Raw genomic sequence first — 16,405 nt, 5'->3', positions numbered from 1 at the left:
AACCAGCTGGCCGGATTTTCTGATCAGAACGGGTACCTGCGTCCGAGGGAAATCCGGTAAACAAACCGGGCAGCACCAGCAGCTCTGTGCCACCTGTGCTGCCCGGTTTGTTTGGGAGGCCCTGACTTAGCGTACGGCCGTGGGGAAGTCTACGGCTACATCGGTGTCGCCGGGCGTAGCCGTGCCGTCTTTGGTGCCGGGCTGGTGGCGCAGCGTGATTTTAAGGTTGCCGGTCGTGCCGGCCGCATTGGCTGCGCCGGTCTGCACCGTCGTTTCCAAACCCACTTCCAGGTTGTTCTTGTCCTTGTCGGTACGCGTAACGGTCACGTTGGTGCCGGTGGCCTCGAACAGGAACAGGTGCTCATCAGCTTCTTCCTTCACTTCGGCCGAAATGTCCTCGGCCGGATTCTTGGTTTCGTCGAGCAGTACCAGCTTGCCGGTGTACGTAGTGTTGGGAGCCAGCGTGAGGCCGCTGATAACCGGGGCCGCGCCCCCGTCACCATCTACGTCGCGGTACTGGGCCGTGAGCGTAGTGCCGCCGCCCACGGGCGTCAGCTCGTAGCGCAGGGTAGTAATTTGTTCGTTTTCCTCGTCGGGTGTAGGCGTGTCGTTGTTATCGTCGGAGCAGCTGGTGAGCATGGGCGAAGCCGCCAGCACGGCCAGGAAAGCGGAACGGAAAAGCAGATTTTTCATGGTTTCAGAAGGTGATGAAGTGAATGAGAAAAGAGTAAAAAGGGAAGAAGGCAGTAGTACCAGGCCCTAGGGCGTAGGGGCTGACTTTGCCCGGCTGAATTCGAGGGGTACCCGCAGGCGCAGGGTCACGTTGCGGCCCATTTCGTCGGCGAAGTAGCGGTAGCGGTTCAGGTAGTCGCGGTAGCGTTGGTTGAGCAGGTTGGCGCCGGCCACGCTCAGCTCCAGCGGCAGGCGGCCCCAGTGCAGGGTGGTGCCGGCTTCCAGTCCCAGGAGGCCGTAACCGTTCGGGGGCAGGCGGTAGTCCCGCTCGGCGTAGTTGCGCGGCACACGGGTCTGGCGGGTTACGCCGGTTCCCAGTACCTGCACGTAGCCTGCGGAAAGTCGGCGGCCCACGCGGTTGGGTAGCGCGTAGCGGACACTCAGCTCGGCGCGGTCGGCGGGCATAAAGATGAGCCACTCATCCTGGCGGGTGTCGCGCCCGCGCACCATAGCGGCCTTGCCGGCCAGGAGCCAGCGCGCCGTCAGCTGGTAGGAGCCACTCACATCCAGCCCGCGCAGGGTGGCATCGGTTTGCTGAAACTGCCAGCTGGCCAGCACGCCCCGGATGTTCACTACCGGCGGCAGAATGGGGGACTGGTACAGGAAACCCCGAATGCGCGTCTGGTACACGGTCAGCTCCCCGTTCAGGCGCGGGTTGTCGTGCAGGGTGGCGGTGAAACCCAGGTTGAGAGCAGTTTCGGGCCGGGCGGGACCGTTGCCGGGTACTAGGTCATAGCCCAGCTCGTACTGCGCGTTGTGCACCCCGTCGCTGAACCGCTCGTTCGGGGCGGGTGCGCGCTGGGTCAGGCCCGAGGCCAGTCGTAGCGTCAGGTGGGTGGAGGCATCATACACAGCCCCCAGCGAGGCAGCCGGCGTGGTGTATTGGAATCGGCTTTCTTCAACCCCAAACACTCCGCCCGCACGGGTGGCGCGTTTCACCTGCAAGTCGCGCTGGTCGAGGCGCAGGCCACCTTCCAGCAGCCAGCTTCCCTGTCGCCATTGCTCCAGCCAGAACAGGCCGCCCACGTAGTTGGTGTAGAACGGAATAAACTGCCGGCTGCCATCGGCGTAGCGGTTGAACTGGTAGGTGCCCGCCAGCCCCACGCTGCCCGTGAAGCCGCGCCAGGCCCGGTGCTCCCACAGCAGCTCGGCGGTGCTGGTGCGGTTGGTATAGCTCAGCGCGGGCCGGTCGAGGGCGGCGCGGTTGTCGTTACGAGGGCGGTACTTGTCGTACTCGTCGCGGGCGTCTACCTGCTGGGCCACGGTCGTGCTGAGGCGGCCCGCATTGCCCGTTTTCACAAAGCCCGAAAACTTGAGTACGTCGTGCTGTACCTGCTGGTAAGCCCGCTCGATGTCGTAGCTGAAGCCGGTGGTTTCCAGCGGCCGGTCACGCGCCACGGCCAGCAGAAAATCCTGCTGATTGCCCACGTGCGCCGCCGGCAGAATCCCGATGCGGGTGTTGAACTGGCTATAAAAAACCTCGGCTCCGTACGTCGGTTTGCGCCAGCCTACCGCGCCCGAGAAATTGCCCTCCTCGAAGCCGGAGTTTTTCAGGTAGTAGCCCGGAGCACGCATGGTGCCGGCTTTGCGCACCGTGCCCTGGGTTCGCCAGCTCAGGGCTGGCAGGCGGCGCAGGTTGCCCTCCACCGTACCAGAGGCCGCGCCCAAGCCGTTGTTGCTCATGCCCACCAGGTTCAGCTCGCCACCCACCCCGGCCGAGTCGCGCAGGGCTCGGGGCTGCACCAGCACCACGCCGCCCACGGCATCGGAGCCGTAGCGCACACTGGCTGCGCCCTTCACGACAGTGAGTTGAGAAGCCAGAAACGGGTCAATTTCCGGGCCGTGCTCCTGGCCCCACTGCTGACCTTCCTGCCGCACCCCATTGTTGAGAATGGTTACGCGGTTGGAGTGCAGCCCGTGAATCATGGGCTTGAAAATGCCGGGGCCGGTCTGCAGGGCCGTCACGCCATTCACTTTCTGCAGGGCCTCGCCCAGGGTCTGGCCGCGGGTCTGCTGCAAGTCAGCTTCCGACAGCGTAGCCGTGGCCTGGGTGGTAGGAGCCGCTACGCGCTGCCCGCTTATCACAGCCCCTTTCAGCACCACGGCATCGGGGTGGAGGCGGAAGTCGCGGTACGTGGCCACCGTCAGGCGCACCTCACTCACTTCCGACGCAAAGCCAATGAAGCTTACCTGCACGTGGTAGGTGCCGGGGCAAAGACTTTCCAAGTGGTAGTGGCCGTCGGGCTCGGTTTGAGTTGCTTGCTGGGTTTCCAGCACAACTACCGTGGCGCCCGCCAGTGCCAGGCGCGACTCGTGGTCCTGCACGCGGCCGCTCAGCAGCAGGGCGCAATCCGCCGGAGCGGGAGCCTGGGCCCACAGCAGCCGGGGTAGCACGCACAGCAACGCTACCGCCAGCACGGAGCCAGCCCTCCGCCCCCGGACACGGCCCGGAGTACGAAAAAACATACGAAGAGAAAGGAATCTGCCCGGGCTACTTAAACCAACCGTTTTCCCTGATAGGCCAGGAGCGGGCAGGCTCTGGCCAGTAGCAGCAGCGCAGCGACAAGTGCTCTACGGCATCGGATAGCCCGATGCCCTTACCTGCGGGGCTGCTGGTGGAAAAGGTTACTGTGTGCTTAAGCCCGGGTAGGGGGGCCCCGCAGCTGGTAAGTAGCAAAGGGTGTAGCGGCCCAAAGCGAAACAATCTCCTCGGCAGTCGGCGCGGCAAAAATGCCAGCTACCGGGGCTTCCAGCTGTACGCCGGGTGCGGGCTCAAATGCCGACTTGAAGAATTGGTCCGCATTACAGTGCTGGTGCTTGGCGGAGAACAATGCCTTGCCCTTGGGCCAGGTCACGGCGTGGGCCAGCTCGTCGGTGGTGTGCGTGTGCTGGTGCAGGGCCAGCACCCACGTGTCCGGCAGCAGCACCCGCACAAAGCACAGGAGCAGCAACAAAGCCAGCCGGGAACGAAGCTTACGCATGGGCATTACCACAGGATACGAACGAAGGCAAATGTAGAAGGAAAACGCGGAATGCCCCGAAAGAGCGGTAAACATAATAGCCTGATCATCTTCAGGTCATCTTGCCATCCGAGCTTTGCCGCAGACAAAACCTGGTTGCTCATACCATGCAAAAGCTCACTATCCATCTGTTACGCCGCTTGGCGGCTAAACTACGTCCGTTTCCCAAAACCGGTCAGCCGCATACCACCGAATCGTGGTTTGTGTAGTCGTGGCGCATCTGGGCGATGCGGCCACAACAAGGTGCCTTCAGTATGTGCTAAACCATATTAGCTGACTGCTAAAACAGGGTGAGGGTAGTGGAGTAAATTTTGTAACTGTGTGGTTTTATGGCAGAATTGTGCTTATTATTGTAGATAAGCCCTGCTCTCGCCAACTATGATCTGTTATATTCAGGAGTGCATTCGGCTGCATTACGATGCAGAAGCGCAGCTGCTGCATTATGCCTGGTGTGGCGACCTGACCTCGGGCAAAGCGTTGCGGCCGGCGCTGGAAGTTATTGCGCAGCTGGCTCCGCAACTTCAGATCCGCCAGTGCCTGCTTGATACCCGTTCTCTGCCACCTATTTCCATAGAAGACCAGTTCTGGATTCTGCACAGCTGGCTTCCCCGGGTTTGCCTGCCGACTATCGATTGCGTGGCCGTGATAGTGGGCGAGCGGGACTATAACCTGATGGTGATTGAAAGCATTCTGCGCGCTGGCCGGCGGTTTATCCGCTTCGACGTACAGCTTTTCTCCGATCTGGATGCCGCCTTTGACTGGGTAGTAAACGGCCACGAAGAAGCCACTGGGCGGCTTATGGCAGAATGGCTAAACCCAACCGTAGTTTACAAAGACGTGGACGAACTGCTGGCCAAGGCATTGCCCTTATGACGGTAGCGCACCCAGCCCACCAGCACTACGCCTAGCCCAATTGGCACCAGGGCCACCCCTGCCCAGACGAAGAGATTCTGGCGGAAAAACTGAATGAGGGAGAAGCCGGCAATAACCAAGGCCATACCCGTGCGAACGTAAGCGAGCAGCGTACGTTCGTTGGCCATTAAAGTGCGCTCCAGGGCCAGTAGGTCGCGTAGTTCGCGAAGGCGGTTGTGGGAAGCAGCCATAAGGAACAGGTGGGGTGTATACGTGTCTTTTTGCCTTATCAGCCAGTATCTACGGGCGGTTTCGGCCTTCGGTTTATGCCGCCGCCGTGTTGGTTTGCCTGTCAATCTGACAGCCCAAGCCCGGGGTGGAATGGGTTTTGACGCGCGCTGTCCGTCCGGTGGCTGAAAGACTCAGCTACCGGCACCGAAAACCGAGTTCTGTGTTTTAACCCTAGTTGTTCCCCAAGCGCCATGCAAGAGAAAGGCAGCATCTCGATTCACACCGAGAATATCTTTCCCATCATCAAGAAATTCCTGTATTCCGACCACGAAATTTTCCTGCGTGAGTTGGTTAGCAACGCCGTTGATGCCACTCAAAAGCTGAAAAGCCTCGGCCAGCTGGGCGAGTTCAAGGGTGAGCTGGGTGAGCTGAAGGTGAAGGTGAGCGTGGACAAGGACGCCCGCACCATCACCATCTCCGACCGCGGCCTGGGCATGACGGCCGAGGAAATCAAGAAGTACATCAACCAGATTGCCTTCTCCGGAGCTACCGAGTTTGTGGAGAAGTATAAGGAGAAGGATGCCGCCGCCAAAGACCAGATCATCGGACAATTTGGCTTAGGCTTTTACTCGGCATTCATGGTAGCCAAGGAGGTAGAAATATTCTCGAAGAGCTATAAGGATGACACCGAAGGCGCCCACTGGGTATGTGACGGCAGCACGGAGTTCAGCCTCGAAACCACCGCGAAGGCCGACCGCGGCACCGACGTGGTTCTGCACGTAGCCGAGGACTCCGATGAGTTCCTGGAAGCAGCGCGACTGAAGGGCATCCTGAACAAATACTGCAAGTTCCTGCCCATCGAAATTGAGTTCGAAGGCACCGTTATCAACCAGACGGCCCCCATCTGGACCAAGCAGCCCTCCGAGCTGACCGATGAGGACTACACCAAGTTCTATCAGGAGCTGTATCCTTTCTCGGAGCCGCCGCTGTTCTGGATTCACCTCAACGTGGATTACCCCTTCAACCTCACGGGTATTCTGTATTTCCCCAAGGTGAAGGATGAGCTGCAATTCCAGCGCAACAAAATCCAGCTGTACTCGCGCCAGGTGTTCATCACCGATGAGGTGAAGGACGTGGTGCCCGAGTTCCTGATGCTGCTGCACGGCGTGATTGACTCGCCTGATATTCCGCTGAACGTGTCGCGCTCCTTCCTGCAGGCCGACGCGGCCGTGCGCAAAATCAACACCTACATCACCAAGAAGGTAGCCGACAAGCTGGCCGAGCTTTACCGCAAAGACCGCGCGGGCTACGAGCAGAAGTGGTCGGACATTGGGCTTTTCGTGAAGTACGGCATGCTCTCCGACGACAAATTCTACGAGAAAGCCAAGGACTTTGCCCTGGTGCAGAACGTAGCCGGTAAGCTGTTCACGCTGCCCGAGTACCAGGAGTTTGTGCAGGCCAACCAGAAGGACAAGAGCGAGCAGACGGTAGTGCTCTACACCACCGACGCCGAAGCCCAGCACGGCTTTGTGCAGGCGGCTCAGGACCGGGGCTACGACGTGTTGGAACTCAACGGCCCGCTCGACTCGCACTTCATTGGGCAGCTGGAGCAGAAGCTGGAGAAAACCACCTTCAAGCGCGTGGATGCCGATACCATCGGCAAGCTGATTGAAAAGGAGGAAAGCACCGAGAGCGTACTCAGCGACGACGACAAAACCAAGCTCCAAGACGTCTACAAAGCGGCCATCAGCAACGAGCAGATGCACGTGCAGGTAGAAGCCCTGTCGCCGCAGGATGCGCCGGTTATCATCACGCTGCCCGAGTTTATGCGGCGCATGAAGGATATGCAGCGCGCTGGCGGTGGGGGCGGTATGCAAATGTTCGGCTCCCTGCCCGACTCCTACACCGTGAGCGTGAATGCCAACCACCCCATTGCCCAGCGCGTGCTGCAGGCCGAAGGCGAAGCCGGCAGCAAGCTGGCCCGGCAAGCCTTTGATCTGGCGTTGCTGGCCCAAGGCATGCTAAAAGGCGAGGCCCTGACAGCTTTTGTAAAGCGCAGCGCCGATTTGCTGGCGGCGGAGTAACGCTTAGTTCCTGAAGTAATAAAGCCTGCTGTACCTCTAAGGTGCGGCAGGCTTTTTTGCGGATTATCCCCTGCAGGCTGGTGCTACCGCGCAACTTCCTACCTTCACTTCCCGCGGCCGTGGGCACTATCTCCTGATATCTTTGCGTTTTCCTGCCGTCTGCTATTCCTTTTCTGCCCATGCGCCTGTTTCGTTTGCTGTCTGTCTGGTCGGGGTTGCTGCTGGGGCTGGGCGCCTGCTCGCCGCAGCTGGTCTCGTTCAATAGTAAGCCCGAGCCACCCGCCAGTCAGAACCGCCTGTCCGATACGCTTACCACCGCCCGCGACACCGTTTCGGCGCCTTCTCTGGTAGCCAAACGCGCCACGCTCACGAAGGAGCAGGAAAAGCAGGCCAAGGAAAAGGAGAAAACGGCTCAGCGGAAGCCCAAAAAGAAGAAGAGCCTGTTCCTGGGTGAAAGAATCAAGAAAGGCTATACCAAATCGGGCCCCAAGGGGAAAAACCAGGTCATCGAAATCTTCTACTACCTCAAGACCTTCCAGCAGCCCAACGCCTACGCTCCGGCCCGCTATTACTTCAATCCGCGTAAGAAGAAGATCTTCAAGGCCTCCACGGAGCTGGATCCGGCCGTCGATAAAGTGCTGCACGGCCCCTACAAAAAGCTGCAGGGCGGTAAAGTCGTTGAAACGGGTTACTACGCCCTGGGAACCCGCCACCTGCGCTGGGAGCGGTACAACAAGGACAACGTGCTCCTGAACAAGGTGCACTATGAAATGGGCTTCCCCCGGGATGCGGTCATTACCTATTACGACGGGGAGCAAAAGCTGATTAAGGAAGTTATTCCTTACCTGAACGGCAAGCTCGAAGGCGACTACGTGCGCTACCTCGAAAACGGGCAGCGGGACTGGGAAGGGCAGTTTGAAAATGGCAAGAAAGTAGGGGAGTGGACCAAGTACTGGGGATTCCGCAACCGCCGCCACTACGTGTACCAGTACGGCGAATCGGGTTACGACCCGGAAGTAACGACTCCGGAGCTCGTGAAGGAATATAACCGCAATGCGGTGTTGGTCTTCGAGAAGGACAAGCTCGACAACCGCGACAAGCCCGACAATTCCCGTCCCGGGGCCCGCAACTAGCCAAGCCGCCCGCTAGGCAAAGGCATCTTCGAAATGCTCGATCTGAAAGCCCTGCCCAGTCTGCGTTAGCGCCAGAATATCAAAGCGGATGTCGCCGGTCCAGCCAAGCTCTTCCTGAAGCTGCTCCGCGGCCAGCCGGAAGAGCTGCTGCTTACGCGCGGTGACAAACGTTTCGGGGTAGCCGTACTGCGTGCCGGAGCGGGCCTTGACTTCCACAAACACCAGCAGATCCGCTTCATACTGCACTATCAGGTCTACTTCCGCCCGCCGGTAGCGGTAGCCCCGGTGCAGCACCACGTAACCGCGCTGCTGCAGAAAATCGGCCGCGGCTTGCTCGCCCGCAGCCCCAAGCTGGTGAGCCGCACAACTCATTGGTAAAGGGCCACAGGCAGAGAATACACGGGAGCAAAGGGAAGGTTGGAGCTAAATCTAGTACCTTTGCGGAGAATTTAGCCTGCGTCCAACAATCAGGTGCCTGGTTAAACTGCCTGAGTAACCGTTGTTTCGGTTGCCGAAAGCAGCGTCCTTGCGCTACCTGACCGACAGCAGGCCTTACCTTTCCTTCGCATGGATTCTCAGCTTACCACCTGCGTATCGGGCCCTGCTGCCGCCTCGGATGCTTCGCTCCAGGCTGCCGCCGGGCAAGCCGGCCAAAACCGGGTGGTACGCCTAGAACAAATGGGCCTGGTGCCTTACCAAACGGCGTGGGACTACCAGGAGACCTTGCTGGCGGCCACTTTGGCCATCAAAACCCAGAACCGGCTGGCTGCTGAGGCCGGCCAGCTTCTGGCGCCTACCCCTAATCATCTGTTGCTCTGCCAGCATCCACCCGTGTACACCTTGGGGAAAAGCGGCAAGCCCGAGCATCTGTTGCTCGATGAGCAGGGGCTGCAGGCGCACGGGGCCACGTTTCACCGCATCAACCGCGGGGGCGATATTACCTACCACGGCCCCGGCCAGCTGGTAGGCTACCCCATCCTCGACCTCGAAAACTTCTTCACTGATATCCACCGCTACCTACGGGTACTGGAGGAAGCCGTCATTCTCCTGCTGGCGGAATATGGGTTGCGGGCGGGCCGCATAGCCGGGCTTACCGGCGTCTGGCTTGATTTTGAAGAAGGGGCCGCCAACCCGCGTAAAATCTGTGCGCTGGGCGTGAAGTGCAGCCGTTGGGTAACCATGCATGGCTTCGCCCTCAACGTGAACACCGACCTGTCCTACTTCGGCTACATCGTGCCCTGCGGTATTACCGACAAGGCCGTAACCTCCATGCGGCAGGAGCTCGGCCGGGAAGTTTCCCTGCCGGAGGTAGAAAACCGGCTGCTGCCGCACTTAGCCACGCTACTGGGGGCGGAATACGTAGCCTGAACATCGTATGAAAGAAGACATTCAGTTTGATCCGGTAGAGGGAGTAGCCGTAGCCGTAGTGCCCGACGAGAGTATCCTGACTGAATCCGGAGAAGCCGGCTGGCAGGTGTACCTGCTCAACTATAACGACTACGCCCTGCATAACGTCATTGTGAATTCTAATGGCTATGGCGTGCTACCCAACGGGGAGGCGGTGCGCACTTCCACGCTGCGGCACGTGATGCTGGAAGTGCCCGCCCAGAGCGCCGTACCCATTGAGCCTCTGGACCCCGCGCTGTTTGCCCTCAACAACCAGTACTGGGTAAGCTACTACCGGGGCACGCAGATTTTCGACAAGAAATACATTTTCGTGCCTGACTCCCTTGTTCCTGAAAACCTTGTTCACATTGCGTTGCTCAACCAGCAAGGCATTCTACACCACTAAGTAAAGCAGCTGCCAGTGCCTACCCTGCTGCTGTCATTGGCGTAAATGCTGTACTTTGAGCGCTGATCTATGAATCCAATCGGTATTTCCCTGGGCCTCTCTTTTTTGTGGGCATTTTTGGTGTCACTCTTTGCGGTACCATCCATCATCTACATTGCCCACCTCAAAAACATGCTCGACACGCCCAACGTGCGGACCGTGCATGAGTCGCTGACGCCGCGCTTGGGCGGGGTGGCGGTATTTGCCGGGTTCATGTCGGCCCTTACCATCTTTGCCAACCTTGGCAACGGCGTGCAGCAGCTTCTGGCCGGGTGCATTATCCTGTTCTTCGTAGGGCTGAAGGATGACCTCGTGAGCATTTCCGTGTCCAAAAAGTTTGTCGGCCAGCTGCTCGCCACCGGCGTGGTCATGATCATGGCCGATATCCGCCTGACCTCATTTCAGGGCATTCTGGGCATTTACGAGCTGCCCATCGGCATCAGCTACGCCTTTACTTTTTTCGTGATTGTGGGCATCACCAACGCCATCAACCTGATTGATGGCCTCGACGGACTGGCCGGCAGCATTGTCCTAATTATCGTCAGCACGTTTGGGTACTACTTCTACCGATACGGCGGCCCCAACTACAGCAACTACGCCTTTGTTTCTATTTGCGTGATTGGCGGGATGCTCGGGTTTCTGCGGTACAACTTTCACCGGGCCACCATTTTCATGGGCGACACCGGGTCGTTGGTGTGCGGTTTCATCGTGTCCTTCCTGACCATTCAGTTTATTGAGATGCAGCAGCCGTTTCCCACTTCCGCGCCGTCGGTAGCGGTGGGGGTGCTGTTTGTGCCTTTGTTCGATACCATCCGCGTCTTTATCGTGCGCATGATGGCGGGCCGCTCGCCCTTCTCGCCCGATAAAAACCACATTCACCACCGCATTCTGGCCATGGGCTTTCAGCAAATCAGCACGGTGATGCTACTGGCGTTGCTCAATCTCATTGTTATCCTGTTTGTTATCAACTTTGCCTACTTAGGCAATACCTGGCTTATTGGCGGCCTGGTGGTTTTTTCGCTGGGTTTGAGCGTGTTTCTGGGCGTATACCACAGCCGCAGCAGCCGGCAGCGGGTAGCGTCCTAGCCTCACGGGCATACAGTGCGACAGATGCGGTGGCAGAGCTTGCTCATAGCGTTGGTTGGGGTAGTCTGGCTGGCTATTCGCCCCAGTTATGCCGCCGAATACCGTCCCTTGCCACCTCCGCCCCACGCCGGCTTATCCAGTGACTGGTTGATCTATAACCGGGCGCAAAACCGGCTTACCCTCTATCTTTCCGGGTACCATCAGCCCCGCCGGGCCTATTACCAGTGGGTCACGCTTCAGGCCGATAAACCGACGGTCATTTCCTTCACCGCGCATCAGCACCTGAGCCTGTTTCTGGATAACAAGCTGGTGTATACTGCGCCGGCGGCTGGTTCCTACCGCTTGGATCTTGCCAAGCTCCTGCCCTTGAGCAGTGCGCCTACCAGGCATCTGCTGTGCATCTGGCACCCAGAAATTCCGCCCGCCTACACTTCCTTCGTCGATGCAACCCCGCTGCATGTTACCAAAGCCACTGAGGCAGTTGCTCCGTTGCTGCCGCAGGAGCGGGTTCCCGGGCACCACAATGCCTATGTCTGCTTTCTGCTGCTGCTGGGGCTGCTCTATGGTGGGGTGCGGGTTACTTATCGCCCGGGCTTCAGCCGGATATATGAGTTGAAAAGCTTTCTGAGCAGTTCTGCTGATCAGGACTTTCTCATCAAGCCTACGGCCACCTGGCTCAACTTGGCGCTTATTCTGGTTTTCTCACTGTCGTTTGCCCTGATTCTGGTGGCGGTGCACACTAGCCTGCAGGACGCCCTGATTTTGCGGCAAATTTTCAACGTGCCCGAGTCGGCCATCGTCGTACGCATCCTTTTGTACACCGGGCTGGTTTTTGGCTTCGTCCTGCTCAAATACCCCTATTTATATATAATGGGGTACATCTTTGATGTCATTCCCGTAGTGACGGTGCAGTACCGGGAATTCGTTCGTACCATCCTGCTAATCGGGTTGGTCCTGCCTTTCGTAGTGGTGCTTTACCTGACGCTGAACGTGGCCGCGCCGGTTACAGTGTTGTGGATATCCAATGGCGTGATTGCCTTTTTGTTACTGGCCACGGTGGGGCGTATTGCCCTGACGCTACACCGCAAATCGTCCCTACTGAATCTGCATTTGTTTTCGTACCTTTGCGCCACGGAAGTGATACCGCTCATTATCCTCTTAAAGCTTATTGTTTTTGCCTATTAAAGGGCTTTTTGCACGGTTTTAGCGAAGCGCTGACCTCTCCTTCCTCTTCCTTTTTCCTCTCCTTTATTGCCTAGTCTTACCTTTTTTTCTTACCATGGCCGATAGCAAAGAGCAACCGGGAACTGGCCGTCACGCAAAGCGCATTGCGAGCATACTGGTCACCCAGCCCAAGCCGACAGGAGATGTATCACCGTATTTTGCCATTGCGGAGAAATACGGCATTAAAGTAGATTTTCGGGAATTCATTCAGGTTGATCCGGTTTCCTATAAGGACTTCCGGAAGGAAAAGGTGAACATTCTCGAACATACGGCCGTCATCTTCACCAGCCGCAACGCCGTCGACCATTTCTTCCGTATCTGCCAGGAGGCGAAGATTGAGATGCCAGCGGAGATGAAGTACTTCTGTATTTCGGAACAAACGGCCAACTACCTGCAGAAGTACATTGTGTTACGTAAGCGTAAGCTGTTTGTCGGCCAGCGCACGGCTGTTGATCTGTTTGAGGTTATTAAAAAGCATAAGGGAGAGAAGTTTCTGTACCCGTGCTCCGATATCCGGAAGGACGATATTCCGGAGTTTATGCGCGCCAATAACTTCAAATTCACGGAGGCCGTTATTTACCGCACGGTAGCCAGCGACCTGTCCGATCTGTCGGATGTGAAGTACGACTGCATTGCGTTCTTCAGCCCTTCAGGTATCAGCTCGCTCTTTATCAACTTCCCCGATTTCACTCAGAACGGTACGCGCATTGCCGCATTTGGCCCTACTACCGCCAAAGCGGTACTGGATGCCGGCCTAGAGCTGGATATCCAGGCTCCGCACCCCAATGCTCCATCCATGACCGGCGCTATCGAGCAGTATATCCTCCTGCACGGAGGGGCGCAAGCCAGTGCAAAGGCAAAGTCAACTAAATAGACTAACTATCGGTATTATCCGTTGAAGAGTGGGTCAACAGCTCCTAATTAGTGTAATGACCTTTTTCGTTACATTTGGAAGAGCTGCCTTGTCCCACTCTGCATTTAACCCGCTTCTATTAAAACACAATTATGAGGGTTCCGGTACTGGTTAGTATGCTGCTGGGCTTAGCAGCCGGCTCTGCTGTAGCCCAGCAACAGCCGCAATTTACGCACTACGGTTTCAATGGAATGTACCTGAATCCCGGCTATGCCGGCGTGAAAGGCTACGGCGAAATTTCCACGATTGGCCGCTATCAGTACTTGGGCTACCAGGCTACCCTGCCCGAAGACCAGGGCGGGTCTCCCCAAACTTATCTGCTCTCGGCTACGGTCCCGGTGAAGTTTCTGCACGGTGGTGTGGGTGGGGTTTTGTACCGCGACCGAATTGCTGAAACCAAAATCACCACGGCTACTCTTTCGTATGCGTATCACCTGAAGGTAGGAGAGGGTACGCTGGGTATTGGGGTGCAGGGATTGTATACGCACCTGGGCAAGGGTACTTACCGCCCCGCAGAGCCCAACGACCCGGCCATTCCCAGTGAAAGTGCCGACCGCAAGTTCGACGTGGGCACTGGGGTTTGGTATGAGTCAGAGAAGCTCTACGCAGGGTTGAGCGTGAATAACCTGCTGCGGGCGCAGTACCGATTTCAGAATGTAAACGGGAATGATTCCTCTTCCGTAACAGGGGAAAATCACGCCTATCTCACTCTGGGCTATAATATTGAGCTCACGCCTTCCGTTGTGGTCACACCCACTGCGCTGGTGAAGATGGTGTTGCCGGGCAAGGTTGGGGATTCGGGGAAATTCTCGCAGAAAAGTACGTCGTTTGAGTTGGGAGGCCGGGCCACGTTGGATGATAAATACTGGGCAGGACTTGGCTACCGGTTTCAGGAGTCGTTTCAGGGAATGTTGGGCGCAAGCTTTACAAAGGACAATGCGCTGCGGGTGGGGTACGCTTTTGATTTTATTGCATTTAATCAAGAAGCGCGTGCGTTTAGCTCACATGAAATTATGCTGTCCTACCGCCTGCCGCGGCCAGCAGCCACTGTTCGGCCCGCCATCCGTACACCCCGCTACAGTTTCTGATAAGCTGCTTTCAAAAGGGCTTTTTTGGTCCTAGAGCGTCATTTGACTATCTTTTGCTTTCTACTTTTAAATGATGCTGACCCCCTTCGTTTTAACCCGCATAAAGCGCCATTCACGGGTAGCTAAGCGAAGTTGAACGAAATACTTGCGTACATGCGTTCAACGCATTAAATTTGCCTGCTGCAAAAATTGTAATCTTTGGGTATCGCGCCTCACAAGTCTTTCGCTTCCGGACTATGAACAAGCTTTTCTTATTTCCTCTCGTCGCTGCTTCGGCCCTCTTGTTGGGAGGTTGCGGTTTTGGTAAAGGCCCACAGGGTGACCTGATTGGCGCCGAAGACCGCCCGGAGTTCAATCCGCAGGAAGTGCCTTTTGGTATGGTGCCCTGCCCCGGCGGCACGTTCCACATGGGGCAGACCGATCAGGATATTTCCGCTTCTATGGTAAACATGAACAAGCAGGTAACCATTGCCGGCTTTTACATGGATGAGACGGAAATCACCAACAACGAATACCGCCAGTTCATGGATGCCATCCGGCAGGACTCCATTGACGTACTGGGCGAGGAATACGTGATGACCGAACTCTACCCCGATTCTACGGTGTGGGTGCGCGACTTTACCTACCACATGGGTGACCCCCTGATGGAGTACTACTACACGCACCCGGCCTTCGATGATTATCCGGTGGTGGGCGTCGACTGGTTTGCGGCCAAGTACTTCTGCAACTGGCGCACGAAAAACAAAAATGCTTCCAACGAAGAGCTGGGGCTGGCACCCACGCCTAACTTCCGCCTTCCTTCCGAGGCTGAGTGGGAGTACGCCGCGCGTGGTGGCCGCGACCTGGCTACGTATCCCTGGGGTGGTCCTTACCTGCGCAACCAGAACGGCTGCATGCTGGCCAACTTTAAGCCTGGCCGTGGCGACTACGCTTCCGACGGAGCCGCTTATACCTCCGCAGTAGGGTCGTATTTCCCCAACGATTTCGGCCTCTATGATATGTCGGGCAACGTTTCCGAGTGGTGCGACGATGCCTACATGGAAGCTTCGGTACCGGTGGTTTGGGATTTGAACCCTACCAACCCAGATGACAATGAGCCCCGCAAAGTAGTGCGTGGTGGTTCTTGGAAAGATATTGCGTACTTTCTCGAAACCGGTACGCGGAACTTCGAATACCAAGACTCGGCCCGTTCTTACATTGGATTCCGGACGGCTATGATTCAGATTGGTATGGGCACCAACAGCTCTTTGAACTAAGTCCGCTTTTCACTCTTAGTGTTTTCAACAACCCCAATTCTACCAACACACAAGTACAATGGCACAAAAAGGCGGCAGTTTCCTGTATGACGTATTAATGCCGAAGATCTACGGTCTGGGTGCAGCAGTAGTAATCGTAGGCGCATTGTTTAAAATCCAGCACTGGGATTACGCTGACGTAATGCTCATCGTGGGCCTAGGTACCGAAGCCCTGATCTTCGCTCTGAGCGCCTTCCAGCCCACGCACAAAGACCCCGACTGGTCGCTCGTGTACCCCGAGTTGAGCGAAGGCTACGACCCTTCAACCGGCAACGCCAGCTTTGCCGCTGAAAACAACAGCAAGGGCCTGACGCGCAAGCTTGATGATATGCTGAAGGATGCCAACGTAACCCCCGAAGCCATTTCCTCGCTGGGTGCTGGCCTGAACCGCCTGAGCACTACCACGCAGCAGCTCTCTTCGCTAGGTGAGGCTACCAACGTGACGGACGAGTACACGGCGAAAGTACGGACGGCGGCTCAGTCGCTGGAGCGTATCAATGATGCGTATTCGAACACGGTAGAAGCCATTACGGCCATGTCGAATGCTACTTCGGATGCTAAAGAGTACCATCTGCAGGTGCAGAACGTTACCAAGAACCTGGGTGCGCTGAATGCCGTGTACGAGATGGAACTGCAGGATGCCAACACGCACCTGAAGTCCATGAACAAGTTCTACGGTACCCTGAGCCAGGCCATGGAAAACCTGACGGAAGCCGGCAAAGAAACCGAGCAGTTCAAGCAGGAAGTAACCAGCCTGACCACCAACCTGACTTCCCTCAACCGCGTGTACGGCAACATGCTGAACGCCATGCGGGCTACCAGCTAAGCCCAAGGGCTAGCAGGAAGTTAGTGTCAGTTTCACAGATAAGAACAGAAAGAAACGATGGCAGGTGCTAAAGAGACACCGCGGCAGAAG

Annotated in this window: 16 protein-coding genes; 11 read left to right on the top strand and 5 right to left on the bottom strand. The window is 57.2% G+C overall.

All coding sequences use genetic code 11. The features are described 5' to 3' along the window. Window positions 1-126 precede the first annotated feature (126 nt). From FY528_RS04465 to FY528_RS04455, 3 genes are all read right to left on the bottom strand, one after another. Window positions 127-693: a hypothetical protein gene (locus FY528_RS04465; protein ID WP_149069795.1), complete on the bottom strand. Its 567-nt coding sequence runs from the start codon at window positions 691-693 to the stop codon at window positions 127-129. Window positions 694-759: 66 nt separating this feature from the next. Next, the gene (locus FY528_RS04460) at window positions 760-3,198 is read right to left on the bottom strand and encodes a TonB-dependent receptor (protein ID WP_149069794.1); all 2,439 of its coding nucleotides are present in this window, start codon (window positions 3,196-3,198) and stop codon (window positions 760-762) included. A gap of 170 nt (window positions 3,199-3,368) precedes the next feature. Next, the gene (locus FY528_RS04455) at window positions 3,369-3,713 is read right to left on the bottom strand and encodes a hypothetical protein (RefSeq protein WP_149069793.1); all 345 of its coding nucleotides are present in this window, start codon (window positions 3,711-3,713) and stop codon (window positions 3,369-3,371) included. Between the two features lie 417 nt (window positions 3,714-4,130). Between FY528_RS04455 and FY528_RS04450 the strand changes: the two genes are divergently transcribed. After that, on the top strand, window positions 4,131-4,625 hold the full coding sequence (locus tag FY528_RS04450; protein WP_149069792.1) for a hypothetical protein: 495 nt from the start codon (window positions 4,131-4,133) through the stop codon (window positions 4,623-4,625). Here FY528_RS04450 and FY528_RS04445 read toward each other — a convergent pair. Beyond that, a complete protein-coding gene (locus FY528_RS04445; protein WP_149069791.1) occupies window positions 4,580-4,855 on the bottom strand; it encodes a DUF202 domain-containing protein in 276 nt (91 codons plus the stop codon). The genes FY528_RS04450 and FY528_RS04445 overlap by 46 nt on opposite strands. A 231-nt stretch (window positions 4,856-5,086) precedes the next feature. On the opposite strand from FY528_RS04445, the gene htpG reads away from it, so the two are divergent. Both htpG and FY528_RS04435 read left to right on the top strand, forming a co-directional pair. After that, window positions 5,087-6,919, top strand: coding sequence for a molecular chaperone HtpG (htpG, locus tag FY528_RS04440; RefSeq protein WP_149069790.1), 1,833 nt, complete (start codon window positions 5,087-5,089; stop codon window positions 6,917-6,919). Window positions 6,920-7,098: 179 nt separating this feature from the next. Continuing rightward, window positions 7,099-8,052, top strand: coding sequence for a toxin-antitoxin system YwqK family antitoxin (locus FY528_RS04435; RefSeq protein WP_149069789.1), 954 nt, complete (start codon window positions 7,099-7,101; stop codon window positions 8,050-8,052). A 12-nt stretch (window positions 8,053-8,064) separates the two neighbouring features. Here the strand turns inward: FY528_RS04435 and FY528_RS04430 are convergent, their stop codons facing one another. After that, window positions 8,065-8,424, bottom strand: coding sequence for a YraN family protein (locus FY528_RS04430; RefSeq protein ID WP_149069788.1), 360 nt, complete (start codon window positions 8,422-8,424; stop codon window positions 8,065-8,067). Between the two features lie 195 nt (window positions 8,425-8,619). Between FY528_RS04430 and lipB the strand changes: the two genes are divergently transcribed. From lipB to porL, 8 genes are all read left to right on the top strand, one after another. Further along, on the top strand, window positions 8,620-9,420 hold the full coding sequence (gene lipB / locus FY528_RS04425) for a lipoyl(octanoyl) transferase LipB (RefSeq protein WP_149069787.1): 801 nt from the start codon (window positions 8,620-8,622) through the stop codon (window positions 9,418-9,420). A 7-nt stretch (window positions 9,421-9,427) separates the two neighbouring features. Then, window positions 9,428-9,844 carry a hypothetical protein gene (locus FY528_RS04420; protein ID WP_149069786.1) on the top strand — a complete coding sequence of 139 codons (417 nt, stop codon included), beginning with the start codon at window positions 9,428-9,430 and terminating at the stop codon, window positions 9,842-9,844. A 69-nt stretch (window positions 9,845-9,913) separates the two neighbouring features. Next, window positions 9,914-10,969 carry an MraY family glycosyltransferase gene (locus tag FY528_RS04415; RefSeq protein WP_149069785.1) on the top strand — a complete coding sequence of 352 codons (1,056 nt, stop codon included), beginning with the start codon at window positions 9,914-9,916 and terminating at the stop codon, window positions 10,967-10,969. Window positions 10,970-10,993: 24 nt separating this feature from the next. Beyond that, window positions 10,994-12,154 (top strand): DUF4271 domain-containing protein, encoded by a 1,161-nt coding sequence (locus tag FY528_RS04410; RefSeq protein WP_187632002.1) that lies wholly within the window; start codon window positions 10,994-10,996, stop codon window positions 12,152-12,154. 94 nt (window positions 12,155-12,248) lie between these two features. After that, on the top strand, window positions 12,249-13,067 hold the full coding sequence (locus FY528_RS04405) for a uroporphyrinogen-III synthase (protein WP_149069783.1): 819 nt from the start codon (window positions 12,249-12,251) through the stop codon (window positions 13,065-13,067). Window positions 13,068-13,222: 155 nt separating this feature from the next. After that, on the top strand, window positions 13,223-14,194 hold the full coding sequence (locus tag FY528_RS04400) for a PorP/SprF family type IX secretion system membrane protein (protein ID WP_232066244.1): 972 nt from the start codon (window positions 13,223-13,225) through the stop codon (window positions 14,192-14,194). Between the two features lie 236 nt (window positions 14,195-14,430). Then, a complete protein-coding gene (porK, locus tag FY528_RS04395) occupies window positions 14,431-15,450 on the top strand; it encodes a T9SS ring complex lipoprotein PorK/GldK (protein ID WP_149069781.1) in 1,020 nt (339 codons plus the stop codon). A 58-nt stretch (window positions 15,451-15,508) separates the two neighbouring features. Beyond that, window positions 15,509-16,315, top strand: coding sequence for a type IX secretion system motor protein PorL/GldL (gene porL, locus FY528_RS04390; RefSeq protein WP_149069780.1), 807 nt, complete (start codon window positions 15,509-15,511; stop codon window positions 16,313-16,315). Window positions 16,316-16,405 lie beyond the last annotated feature (90 nt).

Source organism: Hymenobacter lutimineralis (assembly GCF_008271285.1).
Taxonomy (GTDB): Bacteria; Bacteroidota; Bacteroidia; order Cytophagales; family Hymenobacteraceae; genus Hymenobacter; species Hymenobacter lutimineralis.
The sequence above is the reverse complement of the archived record's forward strand: the minus strand, read 5'-3'. Positions and strand labels throughout refer to the sequence as shown.

Excerpts from the sequence above, each read along its gene's own strand:
- FY528_RS04465 (WP_149069795.1), bottom strand. The coding sequence starts at position 693 with ATGAAAAATCTGCTTTTCCGTTCCGCTTTCCTGGCCGTGCTGGCGGCT.
- FY528_RS04460 (WP_149069794.1), bottom strand. The coding sequence starts at position 3,198 with ATGTTTTTTCGTACTCCGGGCCGTGTCCGGGGGCGGAGGGCTGGCTCC.
- FY528_RS04455 (WP_149069793.1), bottom strand. The coding sequence starts at position 3,713 with ATGCGTAAGCTTCGTTCCCGGCTGGCTTTGTTGCTGCTCCTGTGCTTT.
- FY528_RS04450 (WP_149069792.1), top strand. The coding sequence starts at position 4,131 with ATGATCTGTTATATTCAGGAGTGCATTCGGCTGCATTACGATGCAGAA.
- FY528_RS04445 (WP_149069791.1), bottom strand. The coding sequence starts at position 4,855 with ATGGCTGCTTCCCACAACCGCCTTCGCGAACTACGCGACCTACTGGCC.
- htpG (WP_149069790.1), top strand. The coding sequence starts at position 5,087 with ATGCAAGAGAAAGGCAGCATCTCGATTCACACCGAGAATATCTTTCCC.
- FY528_RS04435 (WP_149069789.1), top strand. The coding sequence starts at position 7,099 with ATGCGCCTGTTTCGTTTGCTGTCTGTCTGGTCGGGGTTGCTGCTGGGG.
- FY528_RS04430 (WP_149069788.1), bottom strand. The coding sequence starts at position 8,424 with ATGAGTTGTGCGGCTCACCAGCTTGGGGCTGCGGGCGAGCAAGCCGCG.
- lipB (WP_149069787.1), top strand. The coding sequence starts at position 8,620 with ATGGATTCTCAGCTTACCACCTGCGTATCGGGCCCTGCTGCCGCCTCG.
- FY528_RS04420 (WP_149069786.1), top strand. The coding sequence starts at position 9,428 with ATGAAAGAAGACATTCAGTTTGATCCGGTAGAGGGAGTAGCCGTAGCC.
- FY528_RS04415 (WP_149069785.1), top strand. The coding sequence starts at position 9,914 with ATGAATCCAATCGGTATTTCCCTGGGCCTCTCTTTTTTGTGGGCATTT.
- FY528_RS04410 (WP_187632002.1), top strand. The coding sequence starts at position 10,994 with ATGCGGTGGCAGAGCTTGCTCATAGCGTTGGTTGGGGTAGTCTGGCTG.
- FY528_RS04405 (WP_149069783.1), top strand. The coding sequence starts at position 12,249 with ATGGCCGATAGCAAAGAGCAACCGGGAACTGGCCGTCACGCAAAGCGC.
- FY528_RS04400 (WP_232066244.1), top strand. The coding sequence starts at position 13,223 with ATGCTGCTGGGCTTAGCAGCCGGCTCTGCTGTAGCCCAGCAACAGCCG.
- porK (WP_149069781.1), top strand. The coding sequence starts at position 14,431 with ATGAACAAGCTTTTCTTATTTCCTCTCGTCGCTGCTTCGGCCCTCTTG.
- porL (WP_149069780.1), top strand. The coding sequence starts at position 15,509 with ATGGCACAAAAAGGCGGCAGTTTCCTGTATGACGTATTAATGCCGAAG.